Genomic DNA, 19541 nt, shown 5'->3' with positions numbered 1-19541 from the left:
CATTTCGCATTTTCGTAAAATCTTTTGAAAAGATAGCGACGTGACAGTGTTATTTGGTAAAATGACGATGGATTGGTTTGAAAGAGAGGGAATAACAGTGAAATTTAAGAAGTGGATAAGTGCGACGGCTGCATCACTTTTATTAGCAACTTCATTCGTAAGTACTACACCAGTAGCGCATGCGGATGAAAAAGCGACAACATCGATAGCAGAAGAAAGCATCTTTGATTTACTCGTTGACCGTTTCTTTAATGGTTCGGGCACAAACGATTTTGATACAAATACGAAAGACCCTTCGAAATTTGCAGGAGGCGATTTTACAGGTCTGCAAGATAAGCTAAAATTTATTGGTGAGATGGGTTTTACAATTGTTTCTATTGGTCCTATTTTTTCTACAGAGAAATATGATGGATCACTACTTACAAGCTACACGACAATCGAACGTCATTTTGGAACAACAGAAGAATTCCAAAGTGTTGTAGAAGCCTATAAAGCTAAAAATATGTCCATCATGGTGGATTTCCCGCTCAATAATGTGAGTCCAAATCATGAATGGGCAAAGGACTCATCAAAAGCTGACTGGATTGCTTCTACGAATAATGGACAAGTACAATGGGATTTATCGAACAAAGCTGTGCAAGAGGCGCTCATTCAATCAGCCACTGAATTTGTTTCTACATATGATGTTGGTGGTATTCGTTTAACGAATATTGCAGAGGCTGATATAGCGTTTGTCAATGCGATGATTGCAGCATTAAAAGAGACAAAAGCATCTCTTTACGTGATTGCTAATGAAGAAAGTGATGCTGATTTTGATGCAACCTTCTCACCAGCAACAGCGGATATTTATCGTAATATTTTTAAAAACGTGGATATGGATTCGTCTAAATTAATGGAGCCTTTTACAGGAGAGAAGCCGACACAGATTATGGTGGATTCACTTGAAACCCATCGTTTTACATTCGATTCTGCGACTGAAAATATGTTTCCGCCTACACGCTTAAAAATGGCGATGGGTGCTTTATTTATGCTTCCTGGGATTCCCGTTGTACAATATGGTACAGAAATCGCCATGAATGGGGAAGCAAAACCAGATACACATCAGTTGTATAACTTTAAAACTGATGAAGAATTGATTGATTATATTAAAAATGTTCAATCCTTACGTAATCAATCTGCAACTTTACGTAAAGGTGATTTTGAAGTAATTACAAATGACAATGGCCTACTTGTCTTCACACGTACCTCTGACGAAGAAAAGTGGGTAATTATGGTGAATAATACAGGCAAAACGCAACGTGTGGACTTAACACCAGCGCAACTTGGTGAAGGGAAAATGCTGAACGGAATTTTACATGAGGAAAAAGTTCGTATAAATGAAAAAGAGGTTTATCCTGTTATTTTAGACCGAGAAATGGTTGAGATTTATCAGGTTCGCAATGATGAAGGCTTAAACATGCCCTACATGGTTGCCCTTGGTTTAGTGTGGGTAATCTTTATCGGCTTTGTTGTTATCATCATTAAACGAGGAAAAGTTCGCCGTCAAGAACAAGACGTCCAACAACCATAGCACAACGAAAAAGCATGTTAGGAGCAATCCTAACATGCTTTTTATTAGCCTTGATAGCTTTTGTTCGTAAAGAAGATTGCAATAGTGCCTGGTCCTACATGTGAACCGATTGCAGAGCCAATCATAGTAATTTGAACAGCTTGAGGAGAAAAACGTTCCTGAATAGAAGCCTTTACTTCATTGGCAAAGGCCACATCATCACTATGACTAATACCAACAATTTTATCCGTAAAGCTTCCGCCACGCTCCTGCATTAAATCTAACATACGATTAAGTGCTTTTTTACGACCACGTGACTTTTCAATAGGTATCAGCTTGCCATCCTCTACATTTAAAATAGGTTTAATGCTCAGAAGACCACCTAAAAAGGCACTGGCCTTGGATACACGACCACCTTTGGCAAGGTAATCTAAATCTTCTACTGTAAATAAATGCTCCATCTGAGGTGCATATGCACTCATTTTAGAGGCCATATCCTCTAAGGATACCCCTATATTTCGAAGGCGAACTGCTTCCTCTACAACTAGACCATGTCCTAGTGAAGCGCATTTAGAGTCGATAATGACTAATTTTAATGAAGGATATTGCTCTAATACTTGATTGCGAATCATTTGAGCAGTACTATATGTGCCGGATAATTCCGATGAAAAGGCAATATAGATGCCTTCTTCTTCATTTTTAGCTAGTTCCTCAAAGTGCTTTAAAAACAGCTCAGGTGACACTTGTGATGTTTTTGGTTGAGCACCTTGGCGGATGGCATCGTAAATCTCTTTGGAATCAATCGTAATGACATCTTCATATTCTTTGTTGTTCAATTGCACTCGTAAAGGGAGTAACACGACATCATTTTCTTCATAGTAAGACTTCGGTAGATCGCATCCACTATCCGTAAAAATCTTCATTCTCTTGTCCCCCTAATTTCAACTTACTCATCAAGTATTTTTAACTTTATTCAGTCGGTACTCACTTAAGATAAATGGAAGGGGTACCACTGAATAAAGTTAAACTGGTAAAAATGGAATGTTAACTTGAACTTACTACTTAACTATGATAATTTCAAGCGTTCAATGAGGATTTTTGCGATTCCATCATCATTATTTGTTGCTGTAATTTCATTGGCAATGTTTTTAAGACTTGGAATACCGTTCCCCATCGCTACACCAAGTCCAGCATATTCGATCATTTCTAAATCATTGTCTTCATCACCAAACGCGATGATACGCTCACGTGGAATACCTAAATCTTTTGCCACATGCGCAATACCCACAGCTTTATTTAAGCCGCGACGTACAATTTCAATAATATGAAGTGGCGCGCCCCATCGACGATGCTCAATAACTTCTGCGTGCACCGCCTGTAAATGGTCACGTATAATGACCGAATTCGCTTCATTTGCTTGAATTAATAAACTTGTGGGATTTTCCAAGAGATGTGTGTATAAATCCCCAAGTGTGATTTTGGGATTACCCATATTAAAAATATTTAAGATACGATCATCTTCTGTGTGTACATAAATATCATCTTTTACCTCAGCGATAATATTTTCATACTCGTAACTATTGATGGATCCAACAACATCATGTACAACACTTAAATCAATCGGTGTGTGCATATGTTGCCAAGATACATTTTTGGGATGATGTACATATGCGCCATTAAAATTGACAATGGGTGTAGTGAGCCCAAGTTCATGATAATAAAGATCACTTGCACGGTATGGACGCCCCGTTGCAATCATCACTTGATGCCCTAATTCCTTAGCCTGCAATAATGTTTTTTTCGTTTTTGCTGAGATTTGTTGTTGGTCTGTTAATAAAGTACCATCTAAGTCTAGTACGATTAAATGCGGTTTCATAGCTCGTTGCCCCTTTCCTATAGTTTGAATAGTATCTCTTTGTCTTTCATTCGTCAAAATTTTGTCACAGTGAAAAAAGTTTGCTAACATAAAGATGAGACAATAGTTGGGAGTGACAAAAATGTTTGTAGAAAAAGAAGTGTGGGGAAATATTCCTTTATTACATATACATACAGACAAGATGAATGAAGAAACCCCAGTAGTGATTTTTTTGCATGGTTTTATGAGCGCGAAAGAACATAACTTACACTATGCATACCAATTGGTGCATAAGGGGGTGCGTGTCCTATTACCAGATGCAAAATTTCATGGTGACCGTAGCGAAGGCCTTACAGAAATACAAATGAACTTGAAATTTTGGGATATTGTTTTAAATTCTATTCATGAAGTGCAACAATTATATGATGAATTAAGGAATAAAAATTTATTGGCCAGTCATAATATTGGCATAGCAGGTACTTCAATGGGCGGCATCGTGACCTCCGGCTGTTTAAAACTTTATGATTGGATAAAAACAGCGTCAATATGTATGGGTGCACCAGGTTTTATTAAATTAGGTGAATATCAATTGCAACAATTTGCAAAAAGCGGTATCGATTGGCCGATGTCAGAGGAAGATGTCCAAAAAGTGAATGAGCTCTTAGCTAAATATGATGTTAGTTTAACGCCAGAAAAATTCGCAGATCGTCCAGTTTTCTTTTGGCATGGAGAATTAGATAAAACAGTACCTTTCCAAGAAACGTATAAATTTTATGAGACATTACGGGAATACTATCAAGCAAGCCCTGAATATTTAAAGTTTATGGTGAACAAAAAGGCAGGACATGCAGTCCCACGTGACGGTATGCTAGCAGCAACAGACTGGCTTGCACAGCATTTGGCATAACAGGATGCATCTGCTATGATAAGGTTAACACTATGATGGAAGGAGAAATACGAATGGATCAAGATATGAAAGATAGCATGTTTGGTGCTTTAGAAAATGTAATTGACCCTGAGCTTGGGATTGATATCGTCAACTTAGGTTTAGTATATGATGTAGATTTAGATGATGAAGGTGTAGCAACTGTTACGATGACATTAACATCGATGGGATGCCCACTTGGGCCAGTTATTGTGGATCAGGTGAATACGGCATTAGGGGAACTTCCGGAAGTGAAAAGTACAAATGTTAACATTGTATGGAATCCACCTTGGTCAAAAGACAAAATGTCACGCTATGCAAAAATGGCATTAGGCGTACGTTAAAATTGCAACATTAAAAATCCCTGCTTATTTTATAGGCAGGGATTTCATGTTGTTGAAAAAAGATGATGTTCATAGTAGAAAAAGAACCTTTAGCAAGGCGAGAGGTTGATTTCCGTTCCACCAGCGTCCTTTCCAGGGGGCGTCCGATGAGCCGCTTCACTCACTGCGTTCGCTCCAGAGTCTCAACTGTGACGCTAAATCCCCTAGGAGTGACGCTGGCTCCACTCCAATCAACCATTCTGCAAAAATGTCTTTTTCTTATCTTTCATACGAGCCGTATTTGTATGATTAGAGAAAGGATAGCCTCTTATTGTCAATGTGGAGAAGTGATGAGTGACAACACCCTCCATAAAGAGTAATGAATACCTTCACTTTATTTGAAGATCTTTGCTAAAAAGAAATATTTTTATGGGTTGGAGTGGAAGGCTACTTGACTCCCGTGGGATAGCGAGACAGGCGAGCCCCTGCACGGAGGAAGCGGCTCGGCGCTCGCCCACAGGAAAGCAAGTAGCCTGCAACGGAAATCCATTTTCACCCTTCACAAAAATGCTATGGATGGTTTTGTTTTTCAACACGATAAAATCCCTGCTATATTTTATAGGCAGGGATTTCGTTTGTAACGAAATTAATCGATACGGCATATTTGTAATGGACAATTTTCACAAGCAATTTCATTTTTTAAAAATTGTAAATCATGAATTGTAATAAAGCCTTTATCAAAAGTGATAATATCGTGTTTTTTTAAATCATTCAACATACGATTAATCATTTCACGACTTGTTGCACACAAATTCGCAATTTCCGTATTTGTTAGCTGGAAATCAATAAAAATTGAGCCATTTTCTAAAGGTTTACCATACGTATTGGAAAGCCGAATGAGCGTTGAAAATAAAGCACCTTTTTTACCATTTAACACTAAATCACGCAAACGACTTTGATGCTTTAAGTTTTCTGTTTGCAACCACTTTATATATTCCACCATCACAGTAGGCTGATCTTCTAGTAAATGCTCCAATGATTTCCGACTTAACACATACATCGTAGAAGGCTCTAAAACCTTTGCAGTCATGGAATTATAGATTAGGTTACAAAACAATGACCCCTCTCCAATTATACTGTCAGGACCACAAATACGAATAGTTAATTCCTTGCCAGTTTCGGTTTCTTGGCTTATCGAAATCACACCAGATTGGATGTAATAAATTTCTTTTGCCCGTTCACCCTCTAGGAAAATTTTATTTCCTTTATTCACTTTGATAAAAACACCATGCTTTTGAAATAGATCTTTAATTTTTTCAAACATATTATCCATTAAAACCATATCTCCAACACATCGCTTTCTTTTTGTAATAAACGGCAATTATTACAAAAGGATAGTGGATTTTTCGATACTAAAACATAGAAACATACCATTATTATAACGTAAATTTCCAAAATCCGTGAAAAAATTTTAGTGCGATTTCTTTGCGAAGCAATGTCGATTGATGTAAAATAAAGTTAGTCAAAAAAGGTCAAACTTTTTTAAAAGAACAAGAATGGGTATAACAATAATAAGAAACATGATGGTAAAGGAGTGCTAGCTATGCAATTTCAACAAACAGATAACAAAAAACCACTAGAGCAATTTGGACGAAATTTGATTGAAGAAGTTAAAAACGGCAAAATGGACCCAGTTATCGGGCGTGATGAGGAAATTCGAAATGTCATTCGTATTTTAACACGCAAAACGAAAAATAATCCTGTATTAATTGGTGAACCAGGAGTTGGTAAAACAGCGATTGTTGAGGGTTTAGCACAGCGTATTGTGAAAGGCGATGTGCCAGAGGGCTTGAAAGAATGTGTGTTATATGAGCTAGATATGAGTGCTTTAATCGCAGGGGCAAGCTATCGTGGCCAATTTGAAGAGCGCTTAAAAGGTGTGTTAAAAGAGGTGAAAGATTCAGAAGGACAAATCATTTTATTTATTGATGAAATTCATACCATCGTCGGCGCAGGCAAAACAGACGGTGCTATGGATGCAGGGAATATGCTCAAGCCAATGCTTGCACGCGGTGAACTACATTGTATTGGTGCTACAACACTAGATGAGTATCGTATGTACATTGAAAAAGATCCTGCTTTAGAGCGACGATTCCAGCAAGTTCTTGTACGTGAGCCTTCGATTGAGGATACGGTTTCCATTTTACGGGGCTTAAAAGAACGCTTTGAATTACATCATGCAGTACGAATTCATGACAGAGCAATTGTTGCGGCAGCAGAACTGTCCAACCGATATATTACAGAGCGATTTTTACCTGATAAGGCAATTGATTTAATTGATGAGGCTTGTGCGATGATTCGTACAGAAATTGATTCGATGCCACAGGAATTAGATGCAGTGACACGTCGCATTATGCAGCTTGAGATTGAAGAACAGGCATTACGTAAGGAAAAGGACGAGGCAAGTAAAAAACGTCTAGAGCAATTGCGTGAGGAATTAACAAAATTAAAAGAATCCTCAGAGGGCATGCGCCAACAATGGGAAGCAGAAAAAGAAATGTTACACGATATTCAGAAAAAACGGGAAACATTAGATAAATACCGTCGTGATTTAGATGAAGCAGAAAGTAAATATGATTTAAATAAAGCTGCCGAATTACGCCATGGCAAAATCCCAACATTAGAAAAGGAAATTCAGGAACTCGAAAAACAGTTAGAAAACGGGGCAGAATCCCGCATTTTACGTGAAGAAGTAACGGCAGATGAAATTGCTGCGATCGTTTCCCGCTGGACAGGAATTCCTGTAACAAAATTAGTAGAAGGAGAACGTGAAAAACTTCTACGATTAAAGGATACATTACATGAAAGGGTAGTCGGTCAAGATACAGCAGTTCAATTAGTAACAGAAGCTGTATGGCGTGCACGTGCAGGTATTAAAGATCCGCATCGTCCGATTGGTAGCTTTTTATTCTTAGGTCCAACAGGTGTTGGTAAAACTGAGCTTGCTAAGGCACTTGCTGCGCAGTTATTTGATGCAGAAGATCACTTTATTCGAATTGATATGAGTGAATACATGGAGAAACATAGTGTGTCTCGTCTCGTTGGTGCTCCTCCAGGCTATGTAGGTTATGAGGAGGGCGGACAATTAACAGAAGCTGTACGCCGAAATCCATATTCCGTGGTCCTCCTAGATGAAATTGAAAAAGCGCATCCAGACGTGGCGAATATTTTATTACAAATTTTAGATGATGGCCGCATTACAGATAGTCAGGGACGTATGGTGAATTTTACAAATACAGTGGTCATTCTAACATCCAATATTGGCTCTAGTTATTTAATGGAGGCAAAAGAAGGCGATAATGCTGTTGAAGACTTAGTGATGACGGCCTTACGCCAACATTTTAAACCAGAGTTATTAAACCGTATGGATGACATTATCTTTTTCCATGCTTTATCTACAAAGCATTTTACTGCGATTGCTTGGAAGTACGTGGAGCAACTGATTAAACGTGTGGCAGAACAGGAAATTACTTTATCTGTCGAGCAAGAGGTTATTGATTGGGTAGTACAGCAAGGAGCGGATGCTCAGTTTGGAGCGAGACCATTAAAACGCTTTGTACAACGACATATCGAAACAGCAGTAGCTAGAGAACTGCTTCGTGGTGAGGTTTTACTAGGAGAAACTTTGCATGTGAAAATGCGTGATGGTCAATGTGTTGTGGAAAAATAACAGAAAAAACCTGTTCGGCAATATGCTGAACAGGTTTTTTCTAGATAAATTAATGATGGTCTGCAGCTTCTGGTGTAGGATCGTTTGGAATGATTGCTCCAATAATAAAGATTAGAATGGAGAATACAACGGAAACGATTGCCCCTGTTTTAAAATCGAATGGTACACCAAGTACAGAGCTGACTACGTAGTTTAACATAGAAACTAGTAGGAATGACCATATGAACGTTACGATATATTGCATTAATTTCACCTCAACCGAACTTTTTTCATTATAAGGTTTTACTCATATTCATTATCATATCATAACATAAATCGAAAAAAAAAGAACCTTTTATGTGAAACATGGCGAATTTGTCACAACAAATACAAGGATCTGGATTTTATATTCAACGGCCTATCGTAGCATTTGATTTGCAGAAGGTATGCTGATGTTTAATGATAGGAAGTTAGTGTGTGCTTTGTAATGAAGAGGAGTCAGGGAATTAGTCTCGATTAGGGTTTTTGTTCGTAACGAGTGCAGAAGTGCTCTAATTATAGTAGGAACTTGGCTCAGAGCTAGTAGATAGTGCTCCTAAGTAAGACACTCCGTTCATAAAAAGGTGGACAGTACTATGACGTAGAAGTTCACCCGCTCAAAAACGACGATAATGCCAAAACTCTCACCTAACCTAATAAAGAGTCAGCCCTCACCAAAAATAAAATCTCCGCCACGTCCAAAACACATTAATTTTAAATCACCTTGCGTCCTTCCTTTCGTATGCGTTATAATTATGACCAGTTACTAATAATTGATAGTAAGAAAGCTGAGGGGTTGCTATATGAACGCTGGTATTATAGGAATTGGCAAATATGTTCCTGAGAAGGTCGTTACAAATTTTGATTTGGAAAAAATAATGGATACTTCAGATGAATGGATTCGAACTCGAACAGGCATTGAAGAACGTCATTTTGCGGCAGAGGATCAGGAAACTTCAGATTTAGCAGTAGCAGCTGCTAAAGAAGCTATTGCAAAAGCGGGTATTACGCCAGAGGAAATTGGTTTAATACTTGTAGCAACTGTCACACAGGATCAAACTTTTCCAAGTGTAGCATGTATGGTTCAAGAACAAATCGGAGCAGTGAATGCGGCGGCGATGGATCAAGCAGCGGCATGTGCAGGATTTATATATAGCTTAGTGACAGCGAAGCACTTTGTAGAGGCAAATACTTATAAATATGTCTTAGTAGTAGGTGTAGAAAAACTGTCGAAAGTCATCGATTGGAAGGATCGTAATACAGCTGTTTTATTCGGTGATGGTGCTAGTGCAGCCATTGTTGGGCCAGTATCTGAAGGCAGAGGTATTGTATCATTTGAACTTGGTGCTGATGGTACAGGCGGTAAAAACCTTTATTTAACACAGCAAGACACAATTACAATGAATGGTCGTGAAGTGTTTAAGTTTGCTGTACGTCAAATGGGTGAATCGGCTGTTAATGTGTTAGAGAAAGCAGGATTAACAAAAGAAGACGTAGATTTTTTAGTGCCGCATCAGGCAAATATACGAATTATGGAATCTGCTCGTGAGCGATTAGAGCTACCACCTGAAAAAATGTCAAAAACGATTCATAAATATGGAAATACTTCAGCAGCATCTATTGGTATTTCCTTGGTAGATGAGCTCGAAGCAGGTAAGATTAAAGAGGATGACTTATTAGTCCTCGTTGGTTTTGGTGGCGGCTTAACATGGGGTGCCGTAGCCATGAGATGGGGAAAATAAGAAGGAAAAATGCTTGAGGGGAGTAAGACAATGAGTAAACGACGAGTAGTAATTACAGGAATTGGCGCAGTTACACCACTAGGAAATAGCATCGAAGAAACATGGGCTAACATCAAGGCTGGTAAATCTGGCATTGGTGAGCTGACACGATTGAATAAAGAACTTTTTGCAGCAAAAATCGCAGCAGAAGTGAAGGATTTCGATATTGAAAAATATATTGATCGTAAAGAAGCACGTAAAATGGATCGTTTTACGCACTACGCGTTAGCCGCTTCCATTATGGCAATGGAAGATGCACAATTAACAATTGATGAAGAGTTAGCTCCACGTGCAGGTGTATGGATTGGCTCTGGTATCGGCGGTATGGAAACTTATGAACAACAATTTTTAACATTCCAAGAGCGTGGCGCAAGACGTGTCAGCCCATTCTTCATTCCAATGATGATTCCTGATATGGCTTCAGGGCAAGTATCTATTCACGTTGGTGCAAAAGGTATTAACTCATGTTCTGTAACGGCGTGTGCTTCGGGAACAAACTCCATTGGCGATGCCTTTAAAGTAATTGAACGTGGGGATGCAGATGTGATGATTTCAGGTGGTGCTGAATCACCAATCGTTACAATGGCTGTGGCAGGCTTCTGTGCAAATACAGCTTTATCATTAAATCCAGACCCACAAGCCGCATGCCGTCCATTTGATAAAAACCGCGATGGTTTTATTATCGGAGAAGGCGCTGGTATCGTTATTCTAGAAGAGTATGAACATGCAAAAGCTCGTGGCGCTAAAATCTATGCTGAAGTTTTAGGTTATGGTGCAACAGGTGATGCGCATCACATTACGGCTCCAGCTCCAGAGGGTGAGGGGGCAGCACGTGCAATGACGCAAGCATTGACAGATGGTGGAGTTGATCCATCACAAGTTGATTATATTAATGCACATGGTACTAGCACACCTTACAATGATTTATTTGAAACACAAGCTGTTAAAACTGCTTTTGGTGATCATGCGTATAAACTTGCTATGAGCTCCACAAAGTCTATGACGGGTCACTTATTAGGAGCAGCTGGTGGTGTGGAAGCGATTTTCACAGCATTAGCCTTAAAAGAAGGCATTTTACCTCCAACAATTAATTTAGTAGATCCAGATCCAGAATGTGATTTAGATTATGTTCCAAACGAAGCGAGAGAAGCAAACATTCAATATGCGATGAGTAATTCTCTTGGTTTTGGTGGTCACAATGCCAGTCTTCTATTCAAAAAATATGAAGCATAATATATAAACTTAAAAAACGTCAGCCAAATTTAAACGGCTGACGTCTTTTTTTATAGTTTTGTGAATAAATGATAAGTAAGAAGAAATAGAAAGGATGCCTCTACTGTGTTTCGTCTCTTTTTATTTTTAGTAAGCTATGGCTTAATGATTCTCTCTGTAGGGAATCTCATATTGTATTTAAATTATCGAACATTAGGTTATTCCTGGAAGGTTGTTTTCAAATTTATTTTTCAAACAACGGAATTTTATATGGCGGTAGGAGCCTGCATTATCATTTGCGCTGTTGTGCTTGATTTAGGCTTTGATCGCTCCACAGACAAGCCATAAATTAGCGACGTGTGCGGCCGAGACCCATTGCATCTTCCATGCGTTTTAATGTAGCACTGGCAATCGCATTCGCCTTTTCAGCACCTTCATCTAAGATGACATCTAATTCAGAGGATTCTACTAAATGATAGAATTTTTCTTGAATTGGTGTTAGATGTTCGATAACAGCTGTTGCAACACCTTGCTTGAATCCACCATAACCAATTCCCTCATATTTTTTGACTAAATCTTCAATGGCTATACCAGAAATAGCCGATTCGATTGTCAATAAATTTGAGACACCTGGTTTATTTTCTACATCAAATGCAACAATACCATCAGAATCCGTAACCGCTGATTTAATTTTTTTCTCAATGTCCTTTGCCGTATCTAGCAAACGGATTGTCGCTTTCGTATTAGGGTCAGATTTACTCATTTTCTTTGTTGGCTCTTGTAAGGATTTAATACGAGCGCCTGCTTTTGGTAATTGAATTTCTGGAATTGTTAAAACGTCACCAAAGCGTTTATTAAAACGTTCTGCAAGGTCACGAGTTAGCTCGATATGCTGCTTCTGATCATCGCCGACAGGGACAATGTTTGTGTTGTAAAGTAGAATGTCTGCAGCCATTAACGGTGGATATGTTAAAAGAGCAGCAGAAACGCTTTCTTTACCATGTGATTTATCTTTAAATTGTGTCATACGTTCTAGCTCCCCGATAGACGCAACACATTGTAACATCCATCCTGCCTGAGCATGCGCTGGCACCTCTGATTGAATGAATAACGTAGATTTTTTAGGGTCGATGCCAGTAGCAATATAGGTAGCTGCCAGCTTACGAATGCTTTCACGTAATTCTTTAGGATCTTGGGCAACCGTGATCGCATGCTGATCAACGATACAATAAATAGCATTTCCTTCGTCTTGTAGTGCAGGGAATTGCTTGAATGCTCCTAAATAGTTCCCTAAAGTAACGATTCCTGTAGGCTGTACGCCTGAAAAAATAGTTGTCATTAAAAGTTCCTCCTCGAATCCAAATTCCGTGATGGTTGTCAGCGGCGTTTGCTCACTTTTCCACCTCACGATAAAGACAAAAAAACATCATGCGTCCTCATTAGATTTTTTCTAATGAAGGGACGAATGATGTTTTGAATCCGCGGTACCACCCAGCTTGCCTAAAAGGCCACTCAGCTTCGTAACGTGAAGGGACGAGCTCTGCTAATAGCTTCTAACAGCGTTCACAAAGCTAACTCGGAAGTCCATTCCATATGTCTCCACGATCTGTTTGCAGCAACCACAGACTCTCTAAACGTGAAATGAACATATGTACTACTCTTCGTCAGCGTTTTTCTCAATTTAAATTATTCAAATTGATTTGTTTGCAAAAAATTATATTATAAAGATTCCATTGTGTAAAGTCAGACTTTTGACGGTGGTTTTTTTCGAGAAAAAATTATATGCTTTTTTTGTTGTGTAATTTTGTTATAAATATAAATTTTTTTATTAAAATTGTGTTTAGGTGTACACGTCAAATTGACAATTTTCTCGTTTAATCTTTTTAAATGAGAACAACTAAGATACATGCTTGGATGTTTAAAATGCACTGAAAGTGGGAATGTTAGTAGTAGCACATAAGATAGAAGGAAATACGCTTTATTAAAAGCTGTATAAAGAGACAGAATAATTTGTGATGGGTTCAGTCTTTTTTTATTGGAACTATATTCAAATACAGCTGAGTGCTGTATAATGGTACTGTGTATTTTACTTTACATTAATTCTAATTTAACACTTTGGTTCTGGTTTATAGATAATGATTACAAAATGAAAGGATGTGTCAGAATGATCGTAACCCTATTTACATCACCAAGTTGTACCTCTTGTCGTAAAGCGAAAGCTTGGTTAGAGGAGCACGAAATTCCATATACAGAACGTAATATATTTTCTGAGCCACTAAGTATTAGTGAAATTAAAAAAATTTTACGTATGACAGAAGACGGGACAGATGAAATCATTTCTACTCGTTCAAAAATATTTCAAAAATTAAATGTGGATGTTGAAAGTTTACCACTACAACGTTTATATGAATTAATTCAGGAGTATCCTGGTTTATTACGCCGACCAATTATTTTGGACGAAAAACGTCTACAAGTTGGCTATAATGAAGATGAAATTCGTCGCTTCCTACCTCGAAAAGTTCGAGCATATCAGCTTCAAGAAGCGCAACGAATGGTGAATTAAACCTACTCATTTTGAATAATATATATTGTAGATGTTACAAATGTGGAATGCATGTTGTGACATCTATTTTTTTATGTTTTACTTATGTAAAACCTTCTATATGAAGTATAATAATTGATAGGGAAAAGTCATATATTTCCGTAAAAGTATGTTAAACTTGATTTAAGTTAAATAGTTTACTACAATTTCAATAATTCAAATATCTTCTGTGAAACGGTGTATATCCTTTTCATTTTATGACAGAACAGCATACAATAGAGTTAGAGACAACTGTGAACAAAAAAATCATGTTTGCGGTTCCTCGATGGTTTTACTGAGTGTGGTCAAAGGTTGAAAAACAAATGCAGTATGAAGGTTAAAAACAAAGAATAAAAGCATACTAATGAAACAAAACTGTTTTTCAGCATATGACAGTGAAGGGAGATGAGGTCTAGTGGACATCGAACGTGTAAATGAAAATACACTCAAGCTCTTTATTACGTATAATGATATAGAGGATCGCGGCTATAGTCGTGAAGAAATTTGGTACAATCGAGCAAAGGGTGAGCAACTTTTTTGGGATATGATTGATGAAGTAAACACGGAGGATTACTTTGATGTAGAGGGTCCGATTTGGATTCACATCAATGCATCTGAAGTAGGCTTAGAAATCATTGTCACACGTGCACATATTTTAAAAGACGGTGAAACATTAGATGGTCATTCGAGTTTTGATGAACACAAAGAAATGTTTGCACCATTCGATGAAGTTGGAGAAGATCTTCTTAGCCAGCTAACTCAACTTGGTGACATGGATGAGTCAGAGTTATTTATGGATACAGACATTTATGTTTATAAATTTAAAGATATTGATGAGTTAATCCCTGTCGCAAAACGAATGACAGACGAATTAGTGGATTCCTCATTATTCAAATATGAAGATTGGTACTATTTAGTTGTTGATTTCGGGAACGCAGATGAGGATTTAAATCGTCATGATCGAAATGCGGTCATCAAGGAATTTTTAACACCATCCAATTTAACCATTCACCGTCTAGAGGAGTACGGTGAAAAGATTATGGAATTTAATTGCTTTGAAACAGTTCGAAAATACTTTGCATAAGCATTAAAATACCTCATTTTTTAGACTGTAGTAAAACTCGTAAATTTATTGAGTTTTGCTACAGTCCTTTTTGTGTGCTTTGAAAACCCCCTGCTATGCAGGGGGTTCCGGAAAGCTTTTAGCTATGGACAATAAAAAAACTCCAAACGTACAATAAAGTCAGGTCTAGTCAACCGACTTCGTACGAAAGGAGCCACCATAAATGGATAATAAAAGTTTAGCACATACAACGTGGAATTGTAAGTATCATATCGTCTTTGCGCCAAAGTATAGAAGGCAGATTATTTATGGTCAAATTAAAGCAGATGTTGGAAGAATATTGCGCCAATTATGTGAAAGAAAAGATGTAGAAATCATAGAGGCAACAGCCTGTCCTGACCATATTCATATGTTGGTAAGTATTCCTCCGAAATTGAGTGTATCTGCGTTCATGGGTTATTTAAAAGGGAAGAGTAGTCTAATGATTTTCGACCGACATGCGAATTTAAAGTATAAATACGGTAATCGTCAATTCTGGTGTCGAGGATACTATGTGGACACAGTCGGCCGAAATAAGAAAAAGATACAAGAGTATATAAAAAATCAATTACAAGAAGATATCCTGCAAGATCAAATGACGATGAAAGAATTCATTGACCCATTCACAGGAGAAGAAATCAAGAGAAAGAAAAAATAAGTAAGCCGCTTTAGCGGTTTGTGTGAAAACGGAGTGCGGTTGGCAGACCATTCAGAATGTCTTTAGACATGGGCCAGTACCCCAGCGTTTCACGCGCAGAGCAAACCACCAGTTATACTGGTGGTTCTGATTTGCATTCATATTTAAGCTATCATCGGTTAATTGACCAGCGTTGTACAGGCCTCTCTGCTCATGCTGTGAAATCTGCTGAATGAAGATATATGAGACGGCATTTTTTAAATTTCAAGAAATAATTGCTTAATTTTTGTGAGGGCAAACCAACTCCATTATAGTTGACTAAAAAGGAGTTGATTAAATGCTGGTAGCTTATAACAACAAACAGCAGCTATTTCTCCCATATCAATATACGAGGAAAGCTTTACAACGATATAGGCGACAAATGAAATTTTTTTGTCCTCAATGTCTAGAACCAGTTCAATTGAAAGTAGGTCAACATAATATTCCCCATTTTTCACACTTCGCCAAAAAGCATTGTCCACAATTGTTCGCTGAAGGTGAATCTAAACTTCATCTCCAAGGTAAAATGCAATTATTTGAATGGCTCACAAAGCATGGATATCAAGTGGAGCTAGAGCCATTTTTAAAGCAGCTTGCTCAACGCCCGGATTTGCTCATTACAATAAATGATCGTCACTATGCAATTGAATTTCAATGTAGCACAATCTCCCATGAAAAATGGCAACAACGTACAGCTGGCTACGAAAAAAACGATATACAAGTAATTTGGCTTTTTCAAACGCCTCAAAGCAAAGATGCAATCAACGGCATCAGCAAAATTACCATTTCCCCATTGCTGCAAAAATCGTTTATGACAACTACATCAGATGTACCTTATTTAATGACGTATAACGCTAGGACGGCCCATTTTACTTATTGGACGAATCTTCTTCATGTACATGGGCATACTTTCATAGGTAAAGTTCAGACAATACCAGTCAATCAACAACACTTTCCTTTTTATATACCGAAGCAAATTACTCAAGAAGAATTTCAACAGTATTGGCAACTTTATAAACAAGCATGTAGGCAATTTGTATCTGCGCGTCTTTTATATAGTAAAAAGGGGGCGCAAGATTTATTTTTACGAAATTGCTATGAATTAAACTTTGCGTTAACTGCTATGCCTTCCTACATTGGAATCCCAGTGAAGGGTGGAGAAGCCATCTCCTTGTTTACTAGTGAATGGCAAACGATGCTGTTGCATTTTAGTAAACAATTAGGTCGACAGCCCTTTATGTTAACGAAGCAGGAGATTCACCATTTTTTAAGTAAGCATCAACTAGAAGTGACAACACAGGCGGTAAGTGCTGTCCTGTATTATGGACAGCTCTTGAAGCATATGACTCAAGAAGAGCAGTCGCTAGATATTTGTGAGCATGTATATGTACATTTATTTGCAATTGCCACAATATATTGAGAAAATATGAGAGTAAAAGGAAAAAAGCACATATAAAGGGGGCTGGCATACATGGCTAGTAACAGTAATCAGATTTTGGTTAGAAATGAAGTACCCGCAGAATTAACATGGCGCTTAGAGGATATCTTTGCAACAGATAAAGCTTGGGAAGAGGAATTGAAGGAAGTTGCAGAGCTTGCTAAACAAGCACCGAGCTATGCAGGTACTTTAAATAATGGGGCAGAGGCATTATTAACAGCTTTACAATATCATGATCATCTATATGAGCGTGCGATGAAGCTCTACACATATGCCCATATGCGCTATGATCAAGATACAACAAATAGCTTTTATCAAGATATGAACAGTCGCATTCAAACATTGGCAACTAGTATCTCAGCTGGTCTTTCATATTTAACACCAGAGATTTTAGCATTAAGTGAAGAAACAATTGAAGGCTACTTAGCAGAAAATCAAGACCTACAATTATATAAGCAATCTTTAAAAGAAATTACAATGGCACGTCCACATGTATTACCAGCTGAGCAGGAGGCATTGCTAGCGCAAATGTCTGAGGTAACGGGTACAGCTTCTAATACATTCAGTATGTTAAACAATGCGGACATGGTTTTCCCTTATGTGAAAAATGAAGAGGGAGAGGAAGTACAACTTACACATGGTAACTATATTAAGTTTTTAGAGAGCAAAGATCGCTCAGTGCGTGAAGGTGCATTTAAAGCTATGTACGAAGCATATGGCAAGTTTAAAAATACGTTCTCGGCAACGCTAACGGGTAATGTGAAGAAGCATAATGTGAGTGCTCGTATTCGTCATTATGATTCTGCACGCCATGCAGCCATGTCTAATAATTTCATTCCAGAAAATGTGTATGATCAATTAGTTGAAACAATTCATAAGTATTTACCAGCTATGCAGCGTTATATTTCGTTACGTAAGCAATTATTAGGTGTAGACGAATTGCATATGTGGGATTTATTTGCACCACTTGTTAAAGAAGTGGAAATGAAAGTCACTTATGATGAAGCGAAAGATATTTTAGTGAAAGCACTAGCTCCATTAGGCGAGGAATATCAAAGCATCGTCCAAAGTGGATTGGATAACCGTTGGGTTGATGTATTAGAGAATAAAGGGAAACGTAGTGGAGCCTACTCATCAGGCGCGTATGGTACGAATCCGTATATTTTAATGAATTGGCAAGACAATGTGAATAATCTATTTACATTAGCGCATGAATTTGGCCATAGTGTTCACAGCTATTATTCACGTAACAATCAGCCATTCGTTTATGGAGATTATTCTATTTTTGTCGCAGAGGTTGCTTCAACATGTAATGAAGAGTTATTAAATGACTATTTACTAAAAACAATTGATGACCCTCAACAAAAAATTTACTTATTAAATCATTGGTTAGATGGTTTCAGAAGTACGGTATTCAGACAAACAATGTTTGCAGAGTTTGAACATCTTATTCATCAAATGGATAAGAACGGTGAGTCATTAACAGCTGATCGTTTAACTGAGGTTTATTATGAACTAAACAAAAAATACTTCGGCGATGATATGATTGTAGATGAGGAAATTGGCTTAGAATGGGCTCGTATTCCACACTTCTACTATAATTACTATGTTTATCAATATGCGACTGGTAAATCAGCCGCTACAGCATTGAGTAAACAAATTTTAGAGGAGGGGGCACCAGCTGTAGAACGTTATATTAATAACTTCTTAAAAGCTGGATGCTCTGATTTCCCAATAGAAGTATTAAAGGCAGCAGGTGTTGATATGAACGTTGCTAAGCCGATTGAAGATGCATGTAAAGTATTTGAAGAGCGTTTAAATGAATTAGAAAAATTATTGTTGAATAACTAATTAAAAGGGCGGTGGGAATATTCCTACTGCTCTTTTTTATGTATTGTCCATGTTATTTCAAATGAAAGAATAATGATTTTTTTTGATTTCTAAATAGTTTAAAAGTGTGCATCTTGGAAAAATACTGTTTGTAATCGCTTTCTATTTGACAAATTTGTGAATCTAGTATTGGTTGCATTGCTAAATATATTATTCCATGATAGAGTAATTCTTGTGAAATAAATCACAAAACAAACATACACCCCTTTGTTTGAACGTGAACATTTCTCCCATCCCCTTTGTGAAAAAGAAGCGTCTCTATCGGTCGAGGATAGAGGCGCTTCTTTGTATTTTGCTTTATCTAACAAAATATCCATAGAATTTATGTGAAAGGTGAAAATGGATTACCGTTGCAGGCTACTTGCTTTTCTGTGGGCGAGCGCAAAGCCGCTTCCGCCTCGCTATCCCAAGGTAGTCAAGCCTTCCATTTCAACCGATAAAAATATTTCTCTTTAGCAATG

General features: G+C 37.7%; 17 protein-coding genes and 1 other annotated feature. Of the genes, 12 read left to right on the top strand and 5 right to left on the bottom strand.

The genetic code is table 11. The features are described 5' to 3' along the window. Window positions 1–40 precede the first annotated feature (40 nt). Entirely contained in the window at window positions 41–1570 is a 1530-nt protein-coding gene (locus MHI34_RS03520; protein ID WP_230593788.1) for an alpha-amylase family glycosyl hydrolase, read from the top strand. 44 nt (window positions 1571–1614) lie between these two features. Here the strand turns inward: MHI34_RS03520 and MHI34_RS03515 are convergent, their stop codons facing one another. Together MHI34_RS03515 and MHI34_RS03510 are read right to left on the bottom strand one after the other, a co-directional pair. Further along, a complete protein-coding gene (locus MHI34_RS03515; protein WP_058843814.1) occupies window positions 1615–2472 on the bottom strand; it encodes a DegV family protein in 858 nt (285 codons plus the stop codon). Window positions 2473–2615: 143 nt separating this feature from the next. Then, window positions 2616–3425, bottom strand: coding sequence for a Cof-type HAD-IIB family hydrolase (locus MHI34_RS03510; RefSeq protein ID WP_036120914.1), 810 nt, complete (start codon window positions 3423–3425; stop codon window positions 2616–2618). Window positions 3426–3546: 121 nt separating this feature from the next. Between MHI34_RS03510 and MHI34_RS03505 the strand changes: the two genes are divergently transcribed. Further along, window positions 3547–4311, top strand: coding sequence for a prolyl oligopeptidase family serine peptidase (locus MHI34_RS03505; RefSeq protein ID WP_342504108.1), 765 nt, complete (start codon window positions 3547–3549; stop codon window positions 4309–4311). Window positions 4312–4364: 53 nt separating this feature from the next. Next, window positions 4365–4673 (top strand): metal-sulfur cluster assembly factor, encoded by a 309-nt coding sequence (locus tag MHI34_RS03500; RefSeq protein ID WP_036120908.1) that lies wholly within the window; start codon window positions 4365–4367, stop codon window positions 4671–4673. A 625-nt stretch (window positions 4674–5298) separates the two neighbouring features. Here the strand turns inward: MHI34_RS03500 and MHI34_RS03495 are convergent. Then, on the bottom strand, window positions 5299–5985 hold the full coding sequence (locus MHI34_RS03495) for a Crp/Fnr family transcriptional regulator (RefSeq protein ID WP_249646031.1): 687 nt from the start codon (window positions 5983–5985) through the stop codon (window positions 5299–5301). A gap of 270 nt (window positions 5986–6255) precedes the next feature. Between MHI34_RS03495 and MHI34_RS03490 the strand changes: the two genes are divergently transcribed. Further along, entirely contained in the window at window positions 6256–8382 is a 2127-nt protein-coding gene (locus MHI34_RS03490) for an AAA family ATPase (RefSeq protein WP_340812595.1), read from the top strand. A 49-nt stretch (window positions 8383–8431) separates the two neighbouring features. On the opposite strand, the gene MHI34_RS03485 is transcribed toward MHI34_RS03490, so the two are convergent. Beyond that, window positions 8432–8626: a YjzD family protein gene (locus tag MHI34_RS03485; RefSeq protein ID WP_004227469.1), complete on the bottom strand. Its 195-nt coding sequence runs from the start codon at window positions 8624–8626 to the stop codon at window positions 8432–8434. Window positions 8627–9203: 577 nt separating this feature from the next. Here MHI34_RS03485 and MHI34_RS03480 point away from each other — a divergent pair. The 3 genes from MHI34_RS03480 to MHI34_RS03470 all read left to right on the top strand — a co-directional run bounded on the left by MHI34_RS03480 (window position 9204) and on the right by MHI34_RS03470 (window position 11741). Then, window positions 9204–10142 carry a beta-ketoacyl-ACP synthase III gene (locus MHI34_RS03480; RefSeq protein ID WP_089934871.1) on the top strand — a complete coding sequence of 313 codons (939 nt, stop codon included), beginning with the start codon at window positions 9204–9206 and terminating at the stop codon, window positions 10140–10142. Between the two features lie 30 nt (window positions 10143–10172). Beyond that, window positions 10173–11414, top strand: a complete 1242-nt coding sequence (fabF, locus tag MHI34_RS03475) for a beta-ketoacyl-ACP synthase II (protein WP_036126666.1) — start codon at window positions 10173–10175, stop codon at window positions 11412–11414. Between the two features lie 105 nt (window positions 11415–11519). After that, window positions 11520–11741, top strand: a complete 222-nt coding sequence (locus tag MHI34_RS03470) for a hypothetical protein (protein WP_036126664.1) — start codon at window positions 11520–11522, stop codon at window positions 11739–11741. A 1-nt stretch (window position 11742) separates the two neighbouring features. Here the strand turns inward: MHI34_RS03470 and trpS are convergent, their stop codons facing one another. Then, window positions 11743–12732 carry a tryptophan--tRNA ligase gene (gene trpS, locus MHI34_RS03465; protein WP_036126679.1) on the bottom strand — a complete coding sequence of 330 codons (990 nt, stop codon included), beginning with the start codon at window positions 12730–12732 and terminating at the stop codon, window positions 11743–11745. Between the two features lie 115 nt (window positions 12733–12847). Continuing rightward, window positions 12848–13070 (bottom strand) — a binding site (T-box leader). A 490-nt stretch (window positions 13071–13560) separates the two neighbouring features. Between trpS and spxA the strand changes: the two genes are divergently transcribed. The 5 genes from spxA (at window position 13561) to pepF (ending at window position 19041) form a co-directional block, all read left to right on the top strand. Beyond that, window positions 13561–13956, top strand: a complete 396-nt coding sequence (spxA, locus tag MHI34_RS03460) for a transcriptional regulator SpxA (protein WP_025116803.1) — start codon at window positions 13561–13563, stop codon at window positions 13954–13956. Between the two features lie 433 nt (window positions 13957–14389). Beyond that, window positions 14390–15058, top strand: coding sequence for an adaptor protein MecA (mecA, locus tag MHI34_RS03455; protein ID WP_036126663.1), 669 nt, complete (start codon window positions 14390–14392; stop codon window positions 15056–15058). Window positions 15059–15260: 202 nt separating this feature from the next. Then, entirely contained in the window at window positions 15261–15734 is a 474-nt protein-coding gene (gene tnpA, locus MHI34_RS03450; protein WP_036129052.1) for an IS200/IS605 family transposase, read from the top strand. Between the two features lie 316 nt (window positions 15735–16050). After that, a complete protein-coding gene (locus MHI34_RS03445) occupies window positions 16051–17172 on the top strand; it encodes a competence protein CoiA family protein (RefSeq protein WP_342504107.1) in 1122 nt (373 codons plus the stop codon). Window positions 17173–17223: 51 nt separating this feature from the next. After that, complete coding sequence (pepF, locus tag MHI34_RS03440) at window positions 17224–19041, top strand: oligoendopeptidase F (protein WP_058844598.1); 1818 nt, start codon at window positions 17224–17226, stop codon at window positions 19039–19041. The last annotated feature ends 500 nt before the right edge of the window (window positions 19042–19541 follow it).

This window comes from Lysinibacillus sp. FSL L8-0126 (assembly GCF_038630385.1).
Classification (GTDB): domain Bacteria; phylum Bacillota; class Bacilli; order Bacillales_A; family Planococcaceae; genus Lysinibacillus; species Lysinibacillus fusiformis_D.
Note: the sequence above shows the minus strand (reverse complement) of the source record. Positions and strands in the feature narration are given on the sequence as shown.

Excerpts from the sequence above, each read along its gene's own strand:
- MHI34_RS03510 (WP_036120914.1), bottom strand. The coding sequence starts at position 3,425 with ATGAAACCGCATTTAATCGTACTAGACTTAGATGGTACTTTATTAACA.
- MHI34_RS03445 (WP_342504107.1), top strand. The coding sequence starts at position 16,051 with ATGCTGGTAGCTTATAACAACAAACAGCAGCTATTTCTCCCATATCAA.
- tnpA (WP_036129052.1), top strand. The coding sequence starts at position 15,261 with ATGGATAATAAAAGTTTAGCACATACAACGTGGAATTGTAAGTATCAT.
- pepF (WP_058844598.1), top strand. The coding sequence starts at position 17,224 with ATGGCTAGTAACAGTAATCAGATTTTGGTTAGAAATGAAGTACCCGCA.
- MHI34_RS03480 (WP_089934871.1), top strand. The coding sequence starts at position 9,204 with ATGAACGCTGGTATTATAGGAATTGGCAAATATGTTCCTGAGAAGGTC.
- MHI34_RS03500 (WP_036120908.1), top strand. The coding sequence starts at position 4,365 with ATGGATCAAGATATGAAAGATAGCATGTTTGGTGCTTTAGAAAATGTA.
- MHI34_RS03505 (WP_342504108.1), top strand. The coding sequence starts at position 3,547 with ATGTTTGTAGAAAAAGAAGTGTGGGGAAATATTCCTTTATTACATATA.
- MHI34_RS03495 (WP_249646031.1), bottom strand. The coding sequence starts at position 5,985 with ATGGATAATATGTTTGAAAAAATTAAAGATCTATTTCAAAAGCATGGT.
- MHI34_RS03490 (WP_340812595.1), top strand. The coding sequence starts at position 6,256 with ATGCAATTTCAACAAACAGATAACAAAAAACCACTAGAGCAATTTGGA.
- trpS (WP_036126679.1), bottom strand. The coding sequence starts at position 12,732 with ATGACAACTATTTTTTCAGGCGTACAGCCTACAGGAATCGTTACTTTA.
- MHI34_RS03515 (WP_058843814.1), bottom strand. The coding sequence starts at position 2,472 with ATGAAGATTTTTACGGATAGTGGATGCGATCTACCGAAGTCTTACTAT.
- MHI34_RS03485 (WP_004227469.1), bottom strand. The coding sequence starts at position 8,626 with ATGCAATATATCGTAACGTTCATATGGTCATTCCTACTAGTTTCTATG.
- fabF (WP_036126666.1), top strand. The coding sequence starts at position 10,173 with ATGAGTAAACGACGAGTAGTAATTACAGGAATTGGCGCAGTTACACCA.